15 protein-coding genes are annotated in these 17,296 nt (G+C 39.6%); 8 read left to right on the plus strand and 7 right to left on the minus strand.

The genetic code is table 11. From position 1 onward, the window contains the following. Window positions 1-457: 457 nt before the first annotated feature. From Q8S11_RS10425 to Q8S11_RS10435, 3 genes are all read left to right on the plus strand, one after another. Window positions 458-2,338, plus strand: a complete 1,881-nt coding sequence (locus tag Q8S11_RS10425; protein WP_305662034.1) for a DNA topoisomerase IV subunit B — start codon at window positions 458-460, stop codon at window positions 2,336-2,338. Beyond that, the gene (locus tag Q8S11_RS10430; RefSeq protein WP_305662035.1) at window positions 2,335-2,826 is read left to right on the plus strand and encodes a cytidine deaminase; all 492 of its coding nucleotides are present in this window, start codon (window positions 2,335-2,337) and stop codon (window positions 2,824-2,826) included. Before Q8S11_RS10425 ends, Q8S11_RS10430 begins: the two co-directional genes overlap by 4 nt. Before the next feature lie 106 nt (window positions 2,827-2,932). Beyond that, window positions 2,933-4,495, plus strand: a complete 1,563-nt coding sequence (locus tag Q8S11_RS10435) for an OmpA family protein (RefSeq protein ID WP_305662036.1) — start codon at window positions 2,933-2,935, stop codon at window positions 4,493-4,495. On the opposite strand, the gene Q8S11_RS10440 is transcribed toward Q8S11_RS10435, so the two are convergent. Both Q8S11_RS10440 and Q8S11_RS10445 read right to left on the minus strand, forming a co-directional pair. Next, the gene (locus Q8S11_RS10440) at window positions 4,496-5,755 is read right to left on the minus strand and encodes an outer membrane beta-barrel protein (protein ID WP_305662037.1); all 1,260 of its coding nucleotides are present in this window, start codon (window positions 5,753-5,755) and stop codon (window positions 4,496-4,498) included. Further along, entirely contained in the window at window positions 5,703-6,356 is a 654-nt protein-coding gene (locus tag Q8S11_RS10445; RefSeq protein WP_305662038.1) for an RNA polymerase sigma factor, read from the minus strand. The genes Q8S11_RS10440 and Q8S11_RS10445 overlap by 53 nt, the downstream gene beginning before the upstream one ends. Window positions 6,357-6,682: 326 nt before the next feature. Here Q8S11_RS10445 and Q8S11_RS10450 point away from each other — a divergent pair, with 326 nt between their 5' ends. Continuing rightward, a complete protein-coding gene (locus Q8S11_RS10450; protein ID WP_305662039.1) occupies window positions 6,683-9,577 on the plus strand; it encodes a DNA gyrase/topoisomerase IV subunit A in 2,895 nt (964 codons plus the stop codon). Window positions 9,578-9,657: 80 nt separating this feature from the next. On the opposite strand, the gene msrA is transcribed toward Q8S11_RS10450, so the two are convergent. The 5 genes from msrA to Q8S11_RS10475 form a co-directional block, all read right to left on the minus strand. Next, entirely contained in the window at window positions 9,658-10,185 is a 528-nt protein-coding gene (msrA, locus tag Q8S11_RS10455; RefSeq protein WP_305662040.1) for a peptide-methionine (S)-S-oxide reductase MsrA, read from the minus strand. A gap of 225 nt (window positions 10,186-10,410) precedes the next feature. Beyond that, complete coding sequence (locus tag Q8S11_RS10460; protein ID WP_305662041.1) at window positions 10,411-11,484, minus strand: hypothetical protein; 1,074 nt, start codon at window positions 11,482-11,484, stop codon at window positions 10,411-10,413. 136 nt (window positions 11,485-11,620) lie between these two features. Beyond that, window positions 11,621-12,502 (minus strand): class I SAM-dependent methyltransferase, encoded by an 882-nt coding sequence (locus tag Q8S11_RS10465; protein ID WP_305662042.1) that lies wholly within the window; start codon window positions 12,500-12,502, stop codon window positions 11,621-11,623. Window positions 12,503-12,547: 45 nt separating this feature from the next. Beyond that, window positions 12,548-13,297 (minus strand): ABC transporter ATP-binding protein, encoded by a 750-nt coding sequence (locus Q8S11_RS10470; RefSeq protein ID WP_305662043.1) that lies wholly within the window; start codon window positions 13,295-13,297, stop codon window positions 12,548-12,550. Further along, window positions 13,294-14,028 (minus strand): ABC transporter permease, encoded by a 735-nt coding sequence (locus Q8S11_RS10475; protein ID WP_305662044.1) that lies wholly within the window; start codon window positions 14,026-14,028, stop codon window positions 13,294-13,296. The genes Q8S11_RS10470 and Q8S11_RS10475 overlap by 4 nt, the downstream gene beginning before the upstream one ends. A 147-nt stretch (window positions 14,029-14,175) precedes the next feature. Between Q8S11_RS10475 and Q8S11_RS10480 the strand changes: the two genes are divergently transcribed. The 4 genes from Q8S11_RS10480 to Q8S11_RS10495 all read left to right on the plus strand — a co-directional run bounded on the left by Q8S11_RS10480 (window position 14,176) and on the right by Q8S11_RS10495 (window position 17,244). Continuing rightward, window positions 14,176-14,877 carry an SDR family oxidoreductase gene (locus Q8S11_RS10480; RefSeq protein WP_305662045.1) on the plus strand — a complete coding sequence of 234 codons (702 nt, stop codon included), beginning with the start codon at window positions 14,176-14,178 and terminating at the stop codon, window positions 14,875-14,877. Window positions 14,878-15,058: 181 nt separating this feature from the next. Next, complete coding sequence (locus Q8S11_RS10485; RefSeq protein WP_305662046.1) at window positions 15,059-15,631, plus strand: PspC domain-containing protein; 573 nt, start codon at window positions 15,059-15,061, stop codon at window positions 15,629-15,631. Between the two features lie 6 nt (window positions 15,632-15,637). Then, a complete protein-coding gene (locus tag Q8S11_RS10490) occupies window positions 15,638-16,570 on the plus strand; it encodes a LiaI-LiaF-like domain-containing protein (RefSeq protein ID WP_305662047.1) in 933 nt (310 codons plus the stop codon). A gap of 68 nt (window positions 16,571-16,638) precedes the next feature. Next, the gene (locus tag Q8S11_RS10495) at window positions 16,639-17,244 is read left to right on the plus strand and encodes an RDD family protein (protein WP_305662048.1); all 606 of its coding nucleotides are present in this window, start codon (window positions 16,639-16,641) and stop codon (window positions 17,242-17,244) included. Window positions 17,245-17,296: the final 52 nt, after the last annotated feature.

The raw sequence follows: 17,296 nt of genomic DNA on the forward strand, positions 1-17,296 counted from the left end.
TCTGGGTCAGGTAGAAAAACTCCAAGGTATTTCAGGATGTGACACAGGATGAGACAAGAGACTAGACATCAAGGTGCCAACATCATACCATCATCGTGACTTGTTCGTGGAACATTGCCTCCAGTGCATCAAAAAGGGACTTTTCACGAACAAGTTACGAAGAAGTCAAGACCAAGTCCTCATTTTTAGTCTAATATTGGATCTGGTTCATAAACCTGTCTTATAAGATCAATATCCACTTTTGATCAAAATATCGGGTAATTTCTTATGAAAATCGGCCAGAAAACATGCAATGAAAATATACTAGCTTCTTTTTGTCAGATTAAGGTTAATTTTTATAGGAAACCAGCGATTCAAGGATTCTATATTCCCTTGTTTAAATGTGGAAATCTAAGCAGCTTGTATGCCGATCTAAATTTTAAATTTGTAATTGTACAGGTATTATTTATAGATAAGCATGGCTGAAATAGATTATAGTGATGATAGTATTCGCTCGCTCGATTGGAAAGAACATATTCGTTTACGTCCCGGGATGTACATCGGAAAACTGGGCGATGGCTCGGCTTACGATGATGGCATTTACGTTTTACTCAAAGAAATACTGGATAACTCGATTGACGAGTTTGTGATGGGCTCTGGCCGCACGATAGAGGTTACTGTTAGTGATAAAAAGGTTTCTATTCGTGATTACGGTCGGGGAATTCCTCTTGGAAAAGTGATTGATTGCGTGTCCAAGATCAATACCGGGGGTAAATATGACTCCAAAGCATTTCAGAAATCGGTTGGTTTGAACGGAGTCGGTACCAAGGCAGTAAATGCACTTTCCTCCAGTTTTACTGTTCAGTCTTATCGCGATGGCCGTACAAAAAAGGCTGAGTTTGAGCAGGGGATCCTGGTTAACGACTTGCCTGAAACTGAAAGTACCCAGCGTAACGGAACCTCTGTTGTTTTTTATGCAGACGAAACTATTTTCAGGAACTACCATTATATTCCTGAATTTGTAGAGAGCATGATCTGGAATTATGTATTTCTTAATTCCGGGCTTACCATCAATTTTAATGGCACCAAGTTTTTCTCGGAAAGAGGATTGTATGACCTGCTCACAAGGAATACTGAGACAGAGACCCTTAGGTATCCAATTATTCACCTCAAAGGGGAAGATATAGAGGTGGCTATGACCCATGGTCAGCAATATGGCGAGGAGTATTATTCATTTGTCAATGGGCAGCATACCACACAGGGGGGAACCCATCAGGCGGCATTCAGGGAGGCTGTGGTTAAAACCATCCGTGAGTTTTATAAAAAGGAATTCGATGCCTCTGACGTCAGGGCTTCTATTGTTTCTGCTATTTCAATCAGGGTTCAGGAGCCGGTATTTGAATCGCAAACCAAGACCAAACTCGGATCGCAAAATATTGCTCCGGATGGACCTTCGGTTCGAACATTTATCAATGATTTCATCAAGAAGGAACTGGATGATTATCTTCATAAACACCCATCCGATGCGGATGCATTGCTCAAACGGATACTCCAGTCGGAACGCGAGCGCAAGGATATTGCCGGTATAAAAAAGCTGGCGAATGAGCGTGCAAAAAAAGCTTCCTTACACAATAAGAAATTAAGGGATTGTAAGATTCATTTTGATGATAACCATGAGCGCAAACAGGATACAACACTGTTTATAACTGAAGGTGATTCTGCAAGCGGTTCTATTACCAAATCAAGGGATGTTATGACACAAGCGGTATTCAGTTTGAAGGGTAAACCGCTGAATTGCTTTGGTTTGACGAAAAAAGTCGTGTATGAAAATGAGGAATTTAATCTGCTCCAGCATGCACTGAACATTGAAGACGGATTGGATAATCTTCGATATAATAACATTGTATTTGCAACAGATGCAGATGTTGATGGAATGCATATTCGTTTATTACTGATGACATTTTTCCTTCAATTCTTCCCGGATCTGGTCAAGGCTGGACATGTATCCATTCTTCAGACCCCACTGTTCAGGGTTAGGAATAAGAAAGAAACGATCTATTGCTATAGCGATGAAGAACGGCAGCGAGCCATCCATAAGCTCGGGAATAAGCCCGAAATAACCAGATTCAAGGGCTTGGGTGAAATATCTCCGGAAGAATTTGGATTGTTCATTGGTACAGATATAAGGCTTGATCCTGTAATTTTATCAAAAGAACAGGGGATTAAGAGCCTTTTGGAATATTATATGGGTAAAAATACTCCCGACAGACAGCAACACATTATTCAGAATCTTCGGGTGGAGGTTGATTTTATTGCAGAGGAGCAGGAAGCAGCAGCATTGTTAGCCGAAGTATCATGATACAGAAAAAAAACCTTTCCATATCTTTCGAGGAATATTCTTCAGTAGATGAATTAAGTAATTCCGATAGAAATCTCTGTCTGGAATCTGTGAAAGCCATGGCAAGTTCGCATTCCCCTTATTCCGGATTCAGGGTAGGGGTGGCTGTACATCTAGAAAGCGGAAAGATAGTTTATGGAAGTAATCAGGAAAATGTAGCCTATCCATCCGGATTATGTGCCGAGCGGGTTGCCCTATTTACTATCGGCTCTACTTATCCTGAAGATAGGATTATCAGCATGGCTATAACTGCCCAAACTGATCATTTTGAAATAAAAGAGCCGGTGACTTCATGTGGAGCCTGCCTTCAGGTTATGGCAGAATACGAAAAGAAGCAATCTCAACCAATCATTGTTCTGTTTTATTGCCGTAATGGTTCAATTATCCGAACAGAAGGAATAAAAAGTTTACTCCCTTTTGCTTTTGCAGAAACAAGACTTCAAAAATAATCGTAAATTGTATATCAGTACAGGTGTTCAGTTTAACATCTGCTAATAAAAAAGGGTTTTCCGTATATAAATTATCGATAATTCCTTTTAAACCTAATATCGATTAATGATGAAGAAATATATATATCTGCTTTTTGCAGTGTTATTATCAGCCGGGAACAGTTTCTCCCAGATCAGATTATCGTCTATTAAGGTGGATGAATGGGTGAAAAAGAATTTTAGCGGACAAGGGGTTATAATCGGAAATGTGAAATTTAAAGGTTATCCATTATCTACTTTATCCTATACAAGTACTGGTAATATTTTGCAGTTACAGAAGGGATTAATTCTTTCGACAGGTAACTCCTACAATGTTGCGGGATATAATAATTCACATAATCAAAGCTCCACTTTCGGAGATATTTTATCACCCCAAACTGATCCTGATCTATCGGCAATTGTCAGTGGTAAGTTATTTGACATCTGCAGTATTGAATTTGATTTTGTACCCATGGATAACAGTATACAGTTTAATTATCAGTTTGGTTCTGACGAATATCCTGAATATGTAGATTCACCCTATAATGATGTTTTTGCCTTTATTGTTTCTGATGGAAACAGCTCTAAGAATATCGCTTTGATACCCGGAACCGGAGTGCCTGTGAGTATAAATACAGTAAATTTTAAATCAAATCAGGAGCATTATATTGATAATAACCTGTATAAACAAATTGTAATTAAAAGGCAGGAACCATTAAAATCAACATACAGAGGAACATTGCCCGGTAGGGTTTTAAGAGGTATAGGTTCAATATTTACCATGAGCGGACCCGTTCCAGGAGATCAGACTGTAATTCAGGCAGATCCTGAACTTTTGAAGACTCTTGACCCTAATCTTTATCGTAATCTGCGTTACGATGGGATCACCAAAAAGCTTGTTGCGCAAACCTATGTTACCCCTTACAAGAAGTATCATCTTAAAATTGTAATCGCTGATGTTGCTGACAATATCTATGATTCGGGAGTATTCATTGAAGACCGCAGTCTTACTTCGAAAAAGGATTTTCAGCAGCCAGGATTTGTTGATTACCCGGATCTGAGTAAAGTGATTGACCCCAATCTGATTTTACAGGGTAAAACGCTTGAAGAGATCCTTCCCGATGAATACAAAAAGGATATTTCTAAACCGGCGGAGCAGCTTGTTTCCACTGTACAATCAGCACCCGCTCCTGCTTCACAACCCACTCCTGCAGCTCAGCCTAAGCAGGGGCAATTACCAGCTCCCAAACCTGTAGATGTTCCATCTCCTGCTCAGAGGAAGGTGGTCCTAACAGAGCCTGAATTTGAAATGCCTAATGTTGTAATTCTTTTTGATTTTGATAAATCAGACATAACAGCGGAAGAAATGAGCAAGCTTCGGACTGCCATCAACCGATATAAACAAGTGCGAAATCAGTATTCGATTAATATTTCAGGTCACACAGATAATTATGGAAGTCTGGAGTATAACTATGCACTATCTGATCGCAGGAATGGGGCAATTATTAAGGCAGTTAGTGAAATGCTTGGTGAGAAAATCAGCATACCCTCTCTCAGCAAGTCATATACTGTGCCGGTTGCTGATAACAGTACTGATAGCGGCCGACAGCTTAATCGTCGTGTAGAACTGGTTTTTATAAAGAAGAAATGATCAATCCGATTGCCTGTTGAAGAATTTGTTCTTGTTTTTTATCGAATAATTCAACTGGAATCCAATTCCGAAAGATTTCAATTCTGTTGCACCCTGTCCGATTCCGGATAAGGGTAATTTAGCATATGGCTGGATCACGATGCTGCTCTGATTGCCAATAGGCTTTTCAACTCCAACAGATAAATTGACAATACTCAAAATGTGTTGGTTTGCATTTTTGATTGTGTATTCCCTTCCTGCAGAAGGGTAAGTTGGGGTGGAATTGTAGATGAAGTTATATTTCTCAGACAGCATAATGTAAGATGATAGCCCTGCAGATGCTACAATTCCTGTCTTTTTAGTTCTGCTGAGTAAAACATTCATGTTAATTGGAATATCAATTACTTGACAATCTGCATCGATCTGTCTCGAATAACTTGCCCAGGTTGCGAATGGCTTTTCTGTCGTGTAGTATGAATCCCTGCCGGCAGTGTATTTCTTTTGTGAATAGTAGATACCGGTAGTGGCGGATAGACCTTTCGAAATTTTATAGCTTATTCCAAAGCCCCCGCTAAGTCCGGCTTTGCTGTTTCCAATCCCGTTTACAGAATTCATATCAGTGCTAAAAGCCATGCTTAAAGCGAGTCTGCCACCTGGTTTTTCAGTACTGCTTTCCATTTTCCTGAAACTGCTGTCTTTAGCAGTATTATGTTTGGATTTTAACGAGATAGTATTGATTGCGGTAAATTTGCCAGAAGGTATAGGATTGCTGGTTCGTAGTTCCTGAAAAAGGGCCATGTTTAAAGGTAAGTATTGGTTTCTACCTTCTGGATTAGTATTTGTAAGCAGGGCAGATTCTATTAAATTCTCTACTGCTTTTCTGCTTTCCTTTTTGTCAAATGCATTGTTCATGCCGGAAGTCTTAGTTTGACCAGTTTTAAGTTGATCAGGCGATGAAGCCAAAGGAATAGCAGCTTCTTGTTCAGAATTTAGAATTTGTTTTTTATTAATCAGGTTTTCAACCTTGCTGATTTCATTCTTCCCATCCTCAGTCAATCTGATTTCAGAGTCGTTTGAAAGCCATACTGATAATATAATAAGTAAACCCGCAGCGATTCCAGCCGGCCAGTAAAACCAGCCAAAGACAGGCCGCTTATTGGGCTTGCCTTTCAGAAGATGCTCCATTTCATTCCAGTCTTTCTCTTCAGGAGAAAGCTCCGGAGCTGTTTTAAGCGCCTGCCTGAAAAATTTGTCTGTCTTGTTTTGGCTCAAATTGCTCATTGATAATTAGTGCTGTATTCTGTCCTGTGTTTGGTGCTTGTGTATTTATTTCTGTTAATTGGTCATTTGCATCAAGCATTGCTCTGAGTTTTTGCCTTGCTTTAAATAAATTTGATTTGGAAGTCCCAACTGAAATACCCAGCTGTTCAGCTATTTCCTCATGTGTATATCCGTCAATTGCGAATAAGTTAAATACTGTTCGGTAACCCGGAGGTAAGGTTTGAATGATTTTGATCAGATCATCATAATTAAGTTTGCTTTGGATGTCGGTTTCCTTTCCTTGAATTTCCAGTTCAGCAAGGTCACTGCTAATAGGATGCTTCAACTCAGCACGGTAATGGTCGATCGCCGTATTTGTCATAATACGCGAAAGCCAGGGTAAAAATGGCTTCGAAGGATCATACCGTTCCAGCCGTGTTAAAACTTTATAAAAACCATCATTCAATATCTGTACAGCTTCATCCCTGTCGCTGGCATATCTTAAACAAATCCCCATAGCAAAGCCATAAAAATTGTAATACAATTTTTTCTGGCTACCTGCTATTCCGCGAATGCAATCTTCGCGAAGTTGATGAGGTAATTGTTCAATCGAATTACTCAATTTAATAGCTATTTGAGATATACACGATGAAAGGGTTCAAATGGTTGCTTCAAGTATTAATTTAGCTGTAAATTATTGAATATCAATAAAATAAATCTATTTAATTGTTGGTTTGCTTTGAGAGCGATTTCCAGAAGCGGTAATTTTAGTATTCCTCAAACGCTAGTGTCCGGCCGACGGTTCAAATCAGGAAATAAAGAGTTTAATCCAATCCAGACTTAGTGATTCCTGAAATAATTAATTTTAATTAAGAGCTGTTTAAAACTTCGCGCTTACATTTTCATCTGATAACTTATATTTACCACAATAGAATTTCATAAATAAGGATGAGTGAAGAATTAGAAAACACAGACAGCGAAAACAACAATACGGCAGGCGAAGAAACAGCTTTACATAATGTAACATCGCTTTCCGGTTTATATGAAAATTGGTTTTTAGATTATGCATCCTATGTTATTCTGGATCGAGCCGTCCCTCATATCCACGATGGATTAAAACCGGTTCAGCGTCGTATTTTACATTCCCTTAAGGAGATGGACGACGGGCGTTTTAATAAGGCTGCCAACGTAATAGGCAATACGATGAAGTACCATCCGCATGGAGACGCTTCAATCGGTGATGCCATGGTTCAGATTGGCCAGAAGAATTTACTTATCGATACACAGGGTAACTGGGGCGATCCTATAACAGGCGACTCTGCAGCTGCACCACGATATATCGAAGCCCGGCTATCTAAATTTGCAAATGAGGTAGTATTTAATCCCGATACCACCGAATGGCAGAGCAGTTATGATGGCCGTAACAGGGAACCTGTTACGCTTCCTGTAAAATTTCCATTATTGCTTGCCCAGGGTGCAGATGGTATTGCAGTTGGGCTCGCGACTAAAATCATGCCCCATAATTTCGTCGAACTGATCGACGCTTCTATTGAAGTTCTTAAAGGGAATCGTCCCGATCTTCTTCCTGATTTTCAGATGGGGGGAATGGCCGATTTCAGTAATTATAACGAGGGGATGCGGGGCGGCAGGATCAGGGTTAGGGCAAAAATTATTGAAAGGGATAAAAAAACTCTGGCTATAACAGAAATACCCTATACTACGACTACCGGCGGACTGATCGACAGTGTGATCTCAGCCAATGATAAGGGCAAAATCAAGATCAAGAAGATCGAGGATAATACAGCCAAAGATGTAGAGATCATTATTCATCTCGCTCCGGGTATTTCACCTGATGTCACGATTGATGCACTCTACGCATTTACAGATTGTGAGGTTTCTATCTCTCCCAATACCTGTATAATTAAGGGTGATAAGCCATATTTCATGAGTGTGAATGATATTCTGGTTGAGAGTACCCAGCACACGAAAGGTCTTCTCAAACTGGAGCTGGAAATTAAACTTGCCGAGTTGAAGGAAAAAATATTTTTCAGCTCCTTGCTCAAAATATTCATTCAGGAAGGTATGTACAAGAATCCGGAATATGAAGGTTCCGGCAATTTTGAAGCTGTTGTTGAGGTTTTGAATAAATTATTTAGTCCATTCTTCTCCCAATTATACCGGGAGATTCTTCCCGAAGATTATAAAAAGCTGATCGATAAACCGATGAGCAGTATTACCCGCTTTGACCTTAAGAAATCTGATGAACAGTTATTGGCTTTGGAAAGTGATATTAAGGAAGTTAATAAGCATCTCAAACATCTTACAGATTATGCTATTGCCTGGTTTGAGAAATTAAAGAGTAAATATGGTTCTGGCAGAGAGCGTAAGACAGAGATCAGGGCTTTCGACCGGGTGGAGGCTTCAAAAGTGGCCTTAGCAAACGTTAAATTATATATGAACCGGGCAGATGGTTTCATCGGAACCGGACTTCGAAAGGATGAATTTGTTTGTGATTGCTCTGACCTTGATGAGGTAATCGTTTTCAGAGAGGATGGTAAATTTAGTGTTTCGAAGGTCGCCGAAAAAACATTTGCGGGTAAGGGGATAGTCCACGCGCAGGTATTCAAGAAAAATGATGAACGTACCGTATATAACCTGATATACAGGGATGGGGAAAGTGGTACTGCATATATCAAACGATTCTCAGTACTTGGCGTTACCCGCGATAAGGAGTACGACCTGACCAAAGGTGGCAAGGGATCAAAAGTGTTGTATTTTACCGCAAATCCAAATGGGGAAGCTGAAATTATTAATGTACAGCTTAAGCCTCATTCCAAACTGAAGAAACTTCAATTCGATATTGATTTTGCCGATCAGGTTATTAAAGGCAGGAGTTCTATGGGCAATATCGTAACAAAGTACCCCGTGAAGAAAGTCCTGCTTAAAAGCAAGGGTATATCCACTTTGTCAGGACGTAAGATATGGTATGATGAAATTCTGAAACGTTTGAATGTGGATGGACGTGGTAAATATTTGGGGGAATTTGATGGAGATGACAGAATTCTTACATTGAATCCGCAGGGTGTATATGAACTGAGTAGTTTTGATTTGAGCAATCATTTTGACGATCGGCTCCTGCTGATTGAGAAGTTTAATACTGAAAAGGTATTTACCCTGATTTATCTGGAAGGTAAAACTGGGTTTCAATATCTCAAACGTTTTGTTTTTGAAAATACTTCAATAGGAAAGAAGACCAGTATAATCAGCGAAGAACCGGGTTCGAAAATGATTCTGATATCCGGTCATTTAAAACCGAAGATCAAACTTGAAGTTTTGAAGGGTAAAACCAAAATAGCGGAAGAATCTGAGATTGATCTGAGTGAGGCCATCGAAGTGAAGGGAATGAAAGCCATGGGGAACAGGCTTAGCCCTCATGAAGTAAAAGAGATTCAACTTATCCATTCAGAAATGGATGAAGAAGAGGAAGAGATTCTTGCCCCGGATCCTGAACCGGATGAAAATGAAAGCGAAGAGCCAGGAGTTCATACCGCCACTCCTGTTTCTTCCCAGGCCCGGGATATAGATGAAAAAACTGAACAGGGGGAGGATACAGAAACATCTGTTGAAGAGCCTTTATCAGAAACTGAATCTTTAAAGGAAGTAGAAAATAAGGAGGAGAATAAGGATGTTTTTGAGGATAATATTGCTGAGGATCAGGAGACTATAATAGTTCCTGAAGAACCTCTTAAAGAAGAAATAAAACCGGTAAAGAAAATTGATTTTGAAATCACTAATCCGGAAGATCTGGATATAGATGATAAAGGGCAGTTAGGTTTATTCTGATAAAGGCTGACAGGGTTCAAAACCCTGTCAGCCTTATCAAAACCCTGTCAGCCTTTATCAAAACCCTGTCAGCCTTTTCTCTATTTCAGTTTATCCCTGAATTCCCTGATAAATTTATGCAGCTTCGGCTGAATTACATGGACACAATAAGCTTTATTCGCATTATTGTTATAATAGTCCTGATGATAATCCTCTGCTGAATAGAATATGGAAACTGGTGTCACTTCAGTAACGATTGGCCGTTCATAGACCATGTCTTTTTCCAATTGATCGATCATATTTTCTGCTGCAAGTTTTTGCTCCTGATTTTCGTAGAATACAACCGAGCGATATTGATTGCCAACATCATTCCCCTGCATATTCAAAGTAGTAGGGTCATGGGTTTTAAAAAATACGAGCAAAAGTTCCTCAAATGAGATCTCTTCCGGGTTATATTCAATGCGGATAATTTCAGCATGTCCCGTATCTCCAGTACAGATATCCTCATAGCTGGGATTAGGCTTATGCCCTCCCATATAACCCGATACTACCTTAGTAACTCCTTTTAAATTCTGAAAGACGGCTTCTGTACACCAAAAGCATCCACCGCCAAAAATTGCCTGTTCCATATTGATAAAATTGAGAATTTTTAATGAGAGAATTATAATTGCCTTGTAAAGAATAAAAGAAGGTTTTTACTATTTTTTTATAGGGACGGTTAACCCGGCCTTGCTGCTGAGCGTGTACAAGCGAAGTGACACAGACCATGCTTTCTAAAACAAGATAAAATCTTCAGTTTAAACTGTACTTCGGTAAGATTTTATGTCGAACTCACATTATAAAAAGTTTAATCTTTACTGATACTGAATATAGCTTGGTTGTGGTCTCAGCTTCATCAGGTCTTCAGGGGTCATTAATCGATTCGGTGCTTTTTTCAGATCGTTTTTATAGAATATTTTAAATCCTGTAAACTGTACCGGTTCAGAATAAATAAAGTGACGGTGAGTGCCTCGTTTTAATTCAGGTTCACCCCATCCATCCATGTGCATAACAATCTGCGTTTCAGGCCTTAACTTGATATTCTGGTAATTGGTGACCATTTTTTGGGTGAAACGGTGTATGACAAAAATTTTGGGTGGCAGATTGTGAGTTCTAACCAATTTGGCCAGATATTCTGATACATAATTGATTTCTGAAGCATCATAGGTGCCAATCTTTTTTCCTGGCAGAATCCCACCTTTCATAGAGAATTCCGGATCAATTCCTAGATGTACATTTGGCATTTTCAGGTATTTTTCGAGTCTGGGAAGTTCTTCCCTGATGGTACTTAATGCAACCTGTATGTCGAGGAATACAATCATGTCTTTTTTCATTCTGGAAATGGTCAGTACGGAATCAATTTGCTTATCAGGCATACGGTTTCTGTATTTACCATCCTTTCCGGGATCACCTGCGGCCACTACCGCAATATAATGCAGGGCAGGTTGCACAGGGGTTTTTGGATCAATTTTTTCCCATTTTGCAACCTCGGAATACAGCATTCTCAGCATTTCTTTTGGGGCGTATTCACCTAATGCTCCCATCTTTTTAGAATAGAGGTTACCATAATAGGTTACTACCCTTTTATAAGGCAGTATAGCGCCAGGGAGGGGATAGGGCTGCTTTTTAACCGGCCACTTACCTGTAGTATCCCCATTGGCCAATTCCTTAATTTTTTTATTATAAAGCGCAGTATCTACAGGCTCATATTCAATATTCTCCCGTGATGATTCTTCTTCAGCTAACTCTTCAGCTTCAGGCTTGGCGATCGAATCAGTTTTTAGTGCTGTGCTGGTATCTGTCTTGCTGTTGGATTCACTGCAGTTGGTGAAAAAAATAAACAGAAATAAAATTGAGAGAATGCTTATGCTTGATTTTACGGTTTTCATAGATTGTGCGTAAGTGCTGTTTTTAAGATTTTATGTATCGATGCTATTATACTGTTCTTTATTGAAATTATTATTATGATTTACTCCATTTAATTCAAATTAGGGTATGTCTGGATGAAATACAGCGGATATTCATCTAAAATTTACAAAATTTTCCAAATACTCCCAGAGGTAGTTTATAACCAGAACTCGCCTGAAGGTATAGCTCACCCGTTTCCAGATTTTGAACTTCCGGGAAAGATGACAGGATAAGATTTTCGACAATCACAGATGAAAAACCAAGGGAGTAGGTGTTCAGTATAAGAAAATGTTCATCATCATCCAATAATTTCACCACATCATCCATCATTTCCCTGATATTATCTTCCAGTTTCCATTTTTCTCCATTTGGCCCATGTCCGTAAGCAGGGGGATCCAGAATAATTCCGTTATACTTACGGCCTCTCTTTACTTCACGTTTTACAAATTTTAAGGCATCTTCAACTGTCCAGCGGATATTTTCCAGTCCGGATAGAGTTTGATTTTCATTCGCCCAGCTTACTACCTGCTTGATTGAGTCGACATGTGTTGTTTCTGCTCCAGCAGCTCTTGCAGCGAGGGAAGCCCCGCCGGTATAAGCAAATAGATTTAATACTTTCGGCTGTGGAGTTTTGAAGTTTTTAACGTTTTTGATGATGTAATCCCAGTTAACGGCTTGTTCCGGGAATATCCCTAAATGCTTAAAAGAGGTGAGCGCCAATCTGAACTGGAGCTTAATATCCTCCGTCTTATAACTTATATGCCATCGGTCAGGTGTTTTCTGATCCTTTTTGATCCACTCTCCTGAAGTTGCTGAACGGCCTTTAAAACGAATGTGATGTTGTTTGGTCCATTCACTTTCCGGATACCTTTTCGCCCATACTGCCTGAGGTTCGGGTCGTATCAGAATCACATTCCCAAAACGCTCCAGCTTTTCAAAATTGCCGCAATCAATTAGTTCGTAATCTTTCCAGTTTTGCGGACTTAAGAGTTGAATCATTCGTATGTTATTTTACCCATCCAATTTGTACGGGTAAGGTGTTGATTATTTTTTCTTTAATGCCTGCATAAATTTGCTGGCAAAAACAAATTCGTTCAATTCTTTATTATCAGTTGATGAAATTTCCTTATTTGTTCCTTCCCACCATTTTTTCCCTTCATGAAGGAACAGGATATTCTCACCGATACCCATCACTGAATTCATATCATGAGTTACAACTACAGTTGTAGAGTTATATTCTGTTGTAAGTTCCTGGATCAGCTCGTCAATCACAATAGCAGTTTTAGGATCAAGTCCGGAGTTGGGTTCATCCACAAACAAATATTTGGGATTCATTGCGATGGCTCTTGCGATACCTACCCTCTTTTTCATCCCGCCTGAGAGTTCGGCAGGGAATAATTTATTTGTTCCGGCTAGATTCACTCTTTCCAGACAGAAATTAGCACGATCAAGTTTTTCCTTATGACTTTGCTGAGTGAACATGTTGATTGGAAAAATGATGTTATCTTCTACATTCATGGAATCGAACAAAGCCGATCCCTGAAACAACATTCCGATTTCGGTACGTATTTCAATTCTTGACGCAAAGGTCATTCGGGTAAAATCACGACCATCGTAATTTACTGATCCTTCTTCGGGTTCATGAAGTCCCACCATGCATTTCAGTAAAGTTGTTTTACCTGAGCCGGACCCTCCAATGATCAAATTACATTTTCCTTCTGCGAACTCTGCAGAAATACCCTTTAGGACGTAGTTTTCACCAAATGATTTATGTATGTTTTTGATCTCTATCATAGCAATAACTGGGCGATAACATAATCGGAAAATAGAATGGCAATACAACTGATTACTACCGCTTTGGTACTGGATTGACCTACTTCAAGTGCCCCTCCATTAGTATAAAATCCCTGATAAGCTGATACTGATGTGATTATAAATGCAAAAATTACTGCCTTAACCATGCACACAACAAGTGTAAACGAGTTAAAATCTGTAGTAAGTCCGGTGATAAAATCCTGTTGGGTAACAGCTCCTGATGCAGTGCCGGCAAAGAATCCTCCCGTGATACTTAGTCCGATGGAGATGATTACCAGTAGCGGAATTGTGGTCACAGCGGCAATGATTTTAGGTAAAATCAGGTAACCGGGAGAATTTATTCCCATTATTTCTAGGGCATCAATCTGCTCAGTAACGCGCATAGTGCCAATTTGTGAGGCCACGCTCGATCCAACTTTTCCGGCAAGGACTACGGCAGAAATAGTCGGACTTAATTCCAAAATAGAAGAATCCCTAAGGATCATACCAATTACTGATTTTGGAATGAAATCACTTACAAGCTGGAATGCAGTCTGTACGGTAGTTACAGCGCCCAAAAACACAGAAATGATTGCGATGATTCCCAAAGAGCCAACGCCTATTGATACCATTTCGCGAAAAATTTCATTTCGGTATATGTTCCATTTTTCCGGTCGGCGGAAAACTGCTTTTAACAATAAAATATATCTACCTAATGGGTGAAATACCATTTGAAAATTGTTTGGTTTACTTATTATACAATATTAATATAAAATTATCACAGCCGGAGACAGAAGTATAATTAATCAAAGGTAAACAAATGAGTTTATGCCTTAAATTAAATACTCTTCCATCATTGATTTTGTTAATTTTAATCCATGAATGCAATTGTAACCGGTGCAACAAAGGGAATGGGCAGAGCCATTGTTATGGAACTCGCGGCAAATAATTATAATATCATATTTTGTGCCAGAGATGAAAATGAGGTTCAAGCCCTTCAGGATGAACTCAGAAAGAGCTATCATTCTCTTCAGTTTTTTGGGATGCGGGCAGATATGGAAGATAGCACAGGTCTGAGAAAATTTGCTGAATTTGCTGAAAGCAGCTTAGGTCATGTGGATGTATTGATTAATAATGCGGGCTTATATATCCCATCAGGAATTATGGAGGAAGATGAGAGATGTCTGGAGCGACAAATGCAGGTCAACTTTTTTGCCCCGCATTTTTTAAGTAAGTTTTTTGCAGCTAAAATGATCGGGAAAGGTAAGGGGCATATCATTAATATTTGTTCAACCGCAAGTTTGGAGCCCGTTAGCAGGGCCGGTTCATATAGTATCAGTAAAATGGCACTATTTGGGCTTACTAAGGCCCTGAGGGAAGAACTGAGACCTGCAGGAGTAAAAGTAACTGCGGTTTTGCCGGGATCTACACTGACAGATTCATGGACCGGGACAAGCCTCCCATCAGATTGGTTTATTTTATCTGAGGATATTGCTAAAACAATAATGAATTGCCTTCAAATGAGCTCAGGTGCGAATATTGACGAGATTATTATCCGGCCACTGTATGGAAAGACCTGATGTTTTTATTTATGGGTCTTTTTTTACCGATAATTTAATGCGCTTTACCGAGAACTTAGGATAACCTACCTATTTGGTATTTAGAACCCGGGAATCAAGGCTTAGTTTTGATCTATCAATTAAGGAAAAAGAATAATTGATCATTTGATATTAAACTAGCTGAACTATTTAAACTTAAGAAATGGAAAAGAAACTTCAACGCATCGAGCAGGAAAAAATGATTGCAGGTGTATGTACCGGTCTCGCAGAATACTTCGATGTTGACGTAACCTGGATCAGGATCGCTTTTGTAGTAGCCGTAATGGCAGGAGCTTCAGGTATTCTGGCCTATATTGTGCTTTGGATTGCCGTTCCCAAAAGACCTTACCTGCCTGATTACAGTCAGTTTAATGTTGACTATAAAGTGTCTGAGCCGCTGAATCTTTCAAATCCTGCTTTCCCTCAAAAGAAAAAAGGAAGCGGTAATGGACGCCTGATCGCAGGTTCTATCTTTATATTTTTCGGGTCATTTTTCCTCCTGAATGAGTTTGACCTCATCCCTCACTGGGTGGAGTTTCATAACCTTTGGCCTCTGATACTAATTGCCATGGGCTTATATACCCTGGCAAGTGCGAAGAAAAAGGAGCCCTGGAAAGAAGACTGGACTCAAACTGAGGGCTTTACTCAAACTACCCCCGCTAGTACAGAGCAGGCATTAAGCACTACAGAACCTGTGGAAGACCCGGATACAAATACTGACCAAAAGCAAAACTAAGCTAACATGAAAACCGAAAAAATAGTATGGGGTCTGATCCTCATCTTTACAGGAAGTATTTTCCTTCTGGAAAACTTTGATCTGATTGAGTTTTACTGGAGTTCAGTATGGCGGTTCTGGCCGGTAATATTTATCCTGATCGGTGCGAATATGCTCCTTAGCAGGTTTGGTAATAAAGCTGCAGTCCCGTATATGATTGGTGCAATTACTATTCTTACTCTTGGACTGATAGCCTATCAGGGGACCCGGCCTGATAGAGGAAGAGGTTGGTTGAATTTTAAACATGATAATGACAAGGAGCAGAATGCCTGGGGTGCCAGCACTACCTTTACTGAAACGTATGACGGATCTAAAAATGCCCGTCTGAACATTCAGGGTGGGGCCACCAGTTTCAGGCTTACTGATACTACATCTAATTTATTTGAAGCAAGTTTAAAGCGACAGTTTGGAAGATTTACCCTGAATAAGACTGTGATTGATTCTACTGAAGTACTGAATTTCAGGATGCGCAACGGAAAGCAAAGCTGGAACCTGGATAAAATGGAGAACAACAGGACTCTTATTCAAATGAACAATACGCCTGTATGGGATATTAAAATTGAGATGGGAGCGGGTGAGGCAATTTTTGATCTTAGTGACTATAAAGTTAAAAAGCTGGTATTTGAAGGAGGGGCAGCTTCCTTTGAGGCAAAGCTTGGTTCGGGATTACCATTGACTGAAGTTGCAGTTGAAACCGGAGTTGCGAATGTTGAGATAGAAGTCCCGGATAGTTCAGGCTGCAGGATAGTTGTGGATAGTGGGCTATCATCCAAGGATTTTATAGGTTTTATCAAACAATCAGATGGAACCTATGAAACCAGCAATTATGGAACAGCAGCTAATAAAATTAATATCAGTTTGAAAGGCGGCCTTTCTTCATTTGAAGTTAAAAAGTATTAAATATATTTGATGGAACATAGACTGTCATCCTGAAATTTATTCAGGATGACAGTTTTTTCCATATAAGAATGAAGGATTATATTGTAGTTGTTAACGGGAAACCAACCGGGCCTCATTCAGCTGAGCAGTTAAAAGGAATGAAGATTAAACCCGGAACCTTTGTGAAAACAGAGGATATGGACGACTATAAAGAGGCCCATGATGTTCCTGAATTATGTGAATTTCTGGGTATCAAAACTCATGTTCGTGAACCCCAATACTTCGCTTCTCTGGATGTACGCCTTCTCGCGGTAATCATTGACTACTTTATTATTTTTGCCATTTATTGCTTTATTGCTACAATCGTAGTGCTTTTTATTGATGAGAAGCAATTGCGTATCATCGTTTCTCTTTCCGGTCTCGCAATCATCCCGGTTTCAAAGATTATTTATAGTACCATTATGGAATCCTCAGCAAGACAGGGGACCTGGGGTAAAATTTTAATGGGACTTAAAGTATCTGATGAAAAGGGGGCCCCCATTGCCTTCGGTCGCTCGCTGATCAGAAATTTATCCAAAATCATCAGTACTGCTACCGTCGGATTGGGTTACATGATGGGTTTTTTTGACAGGAAGCAACAATGCCTGCATGATAAGATTGCAGGGACGCTGGTGATAAAGGATAGGTTGATTTAAGTATCAAGACACAAGAACCAAGACACAAGAATCAAGACACAAGAATTAACAT

Source organism: Daejeonella sp. (assembly GCF_030695525.1).
In the GTDB taxonomy this organism is placed as follows: Bacteria; Bacteroidota; Bacteroidia; order Sphingobacteriales; family Sphingobacteriaceae; genus Daejeonella.

Excerpts from the sequence above, each read along its gene's own strand:
- Q8S11_RS10490 (WP_305662047.1), top strand. The coding sequence starts at position 15,638 with ATGAAAACCGAAAAAATAGTATGGGGTCTGATCCTCATCTTTACAGGA.
- Q8S11_RS10470 (WP_305662043.1), bottom strand. The coding sequence starts at position 13,297 with ATGATAGAGATCAAAAACATACATAAATCATTTGGTGAAAACTACGTC.
- Q8S11_RS10475 (WP_305662044.1), bottom strand. The coding sequence starts at position 14,028 with ATGGTATTTCACCCATTAGGTAGATATATTTTATTGTTAAAAGCAGTT.
- msrA (WP_305662040.1), bottom strand. The coding sequence starts at position 10,185 with ATGGAACAGGCAATTTTTGGCGGTGGATGCTTTTGGTGTACAGAAGCC.
- Q8S11_RS10450 (WP_305662039.1), top strand. The coding sequence starts at position 6,683 with ATGAGTGAAGAATTAGAAAACACAGACAGCGAAAACAACAATACGGCA.
- Q8S11_RS10440 (WP_305662037.1), bottom strand. The coding sequence starts at position 5,755 with ATGAGCAATTTGAGCCAAAACAAGACAGACAAATTTTTCAGGCAGGCG.
- Q8S11_RS10485 (WP_305662046.1), top strand. The coding sequence starts at position 15,059 with ATGGAAAAGAAACTTCAACGCATCGAGCAGGAAAAAATGATTGCAGGT.
- Q8S11_RS10480 (WP_305662045.1), top strand. The coding sequence starts at position 14,176 with ATGAATGCAATTGTAACCGGTGCAACAAAGGGAATGGGCAGAGCCATT.
- Q8S11_RS10460 (WP_305662041.1), bottom strand. The coding sequence starts at position 11,484 with ATGAAAACCGTAAAATCAAGCATAAGCATTCTCTCAATTTTATTTCTG.
- Q8S11_RS10465 (WP_305662042.1), bottom strand. The coding sequence starts at position 12,502 with ATGATTCAACTCTTAAGTCCGCAAAACTGGAAAGATTACGAACTAATT.
- Q8S11_RS10495 (WP_305662048.1), top strand. The coding sequence starts at position 16,639 with ATGAAGGATTATATTGTAGTTGTTAACGGGAAACCAACCGGGCCTCAT.
- Q8S11_RS10435 (WP_305662036.1), top strand. The coding sequence starts at position 2,933 with ATGATGAAGAAATATATATATCTGCTTTTTGCAGTGTTATTATCAGCC.
- Q8S11_RS10430 (WP_305662035.1), top strand. The coding sequence starts at position 2,335 with ATGATACAGAAAAAAAACCTTTCCATATCTTTCGAGGAATATTCTTCA.
- Q8S11_RS10425 (WP_305662034.1), top strand. The coding sequence starts at position 458 with ATGGCTGAAATAGATTATAGTGATGATAGTATTCGCTCGCTCGATTGG.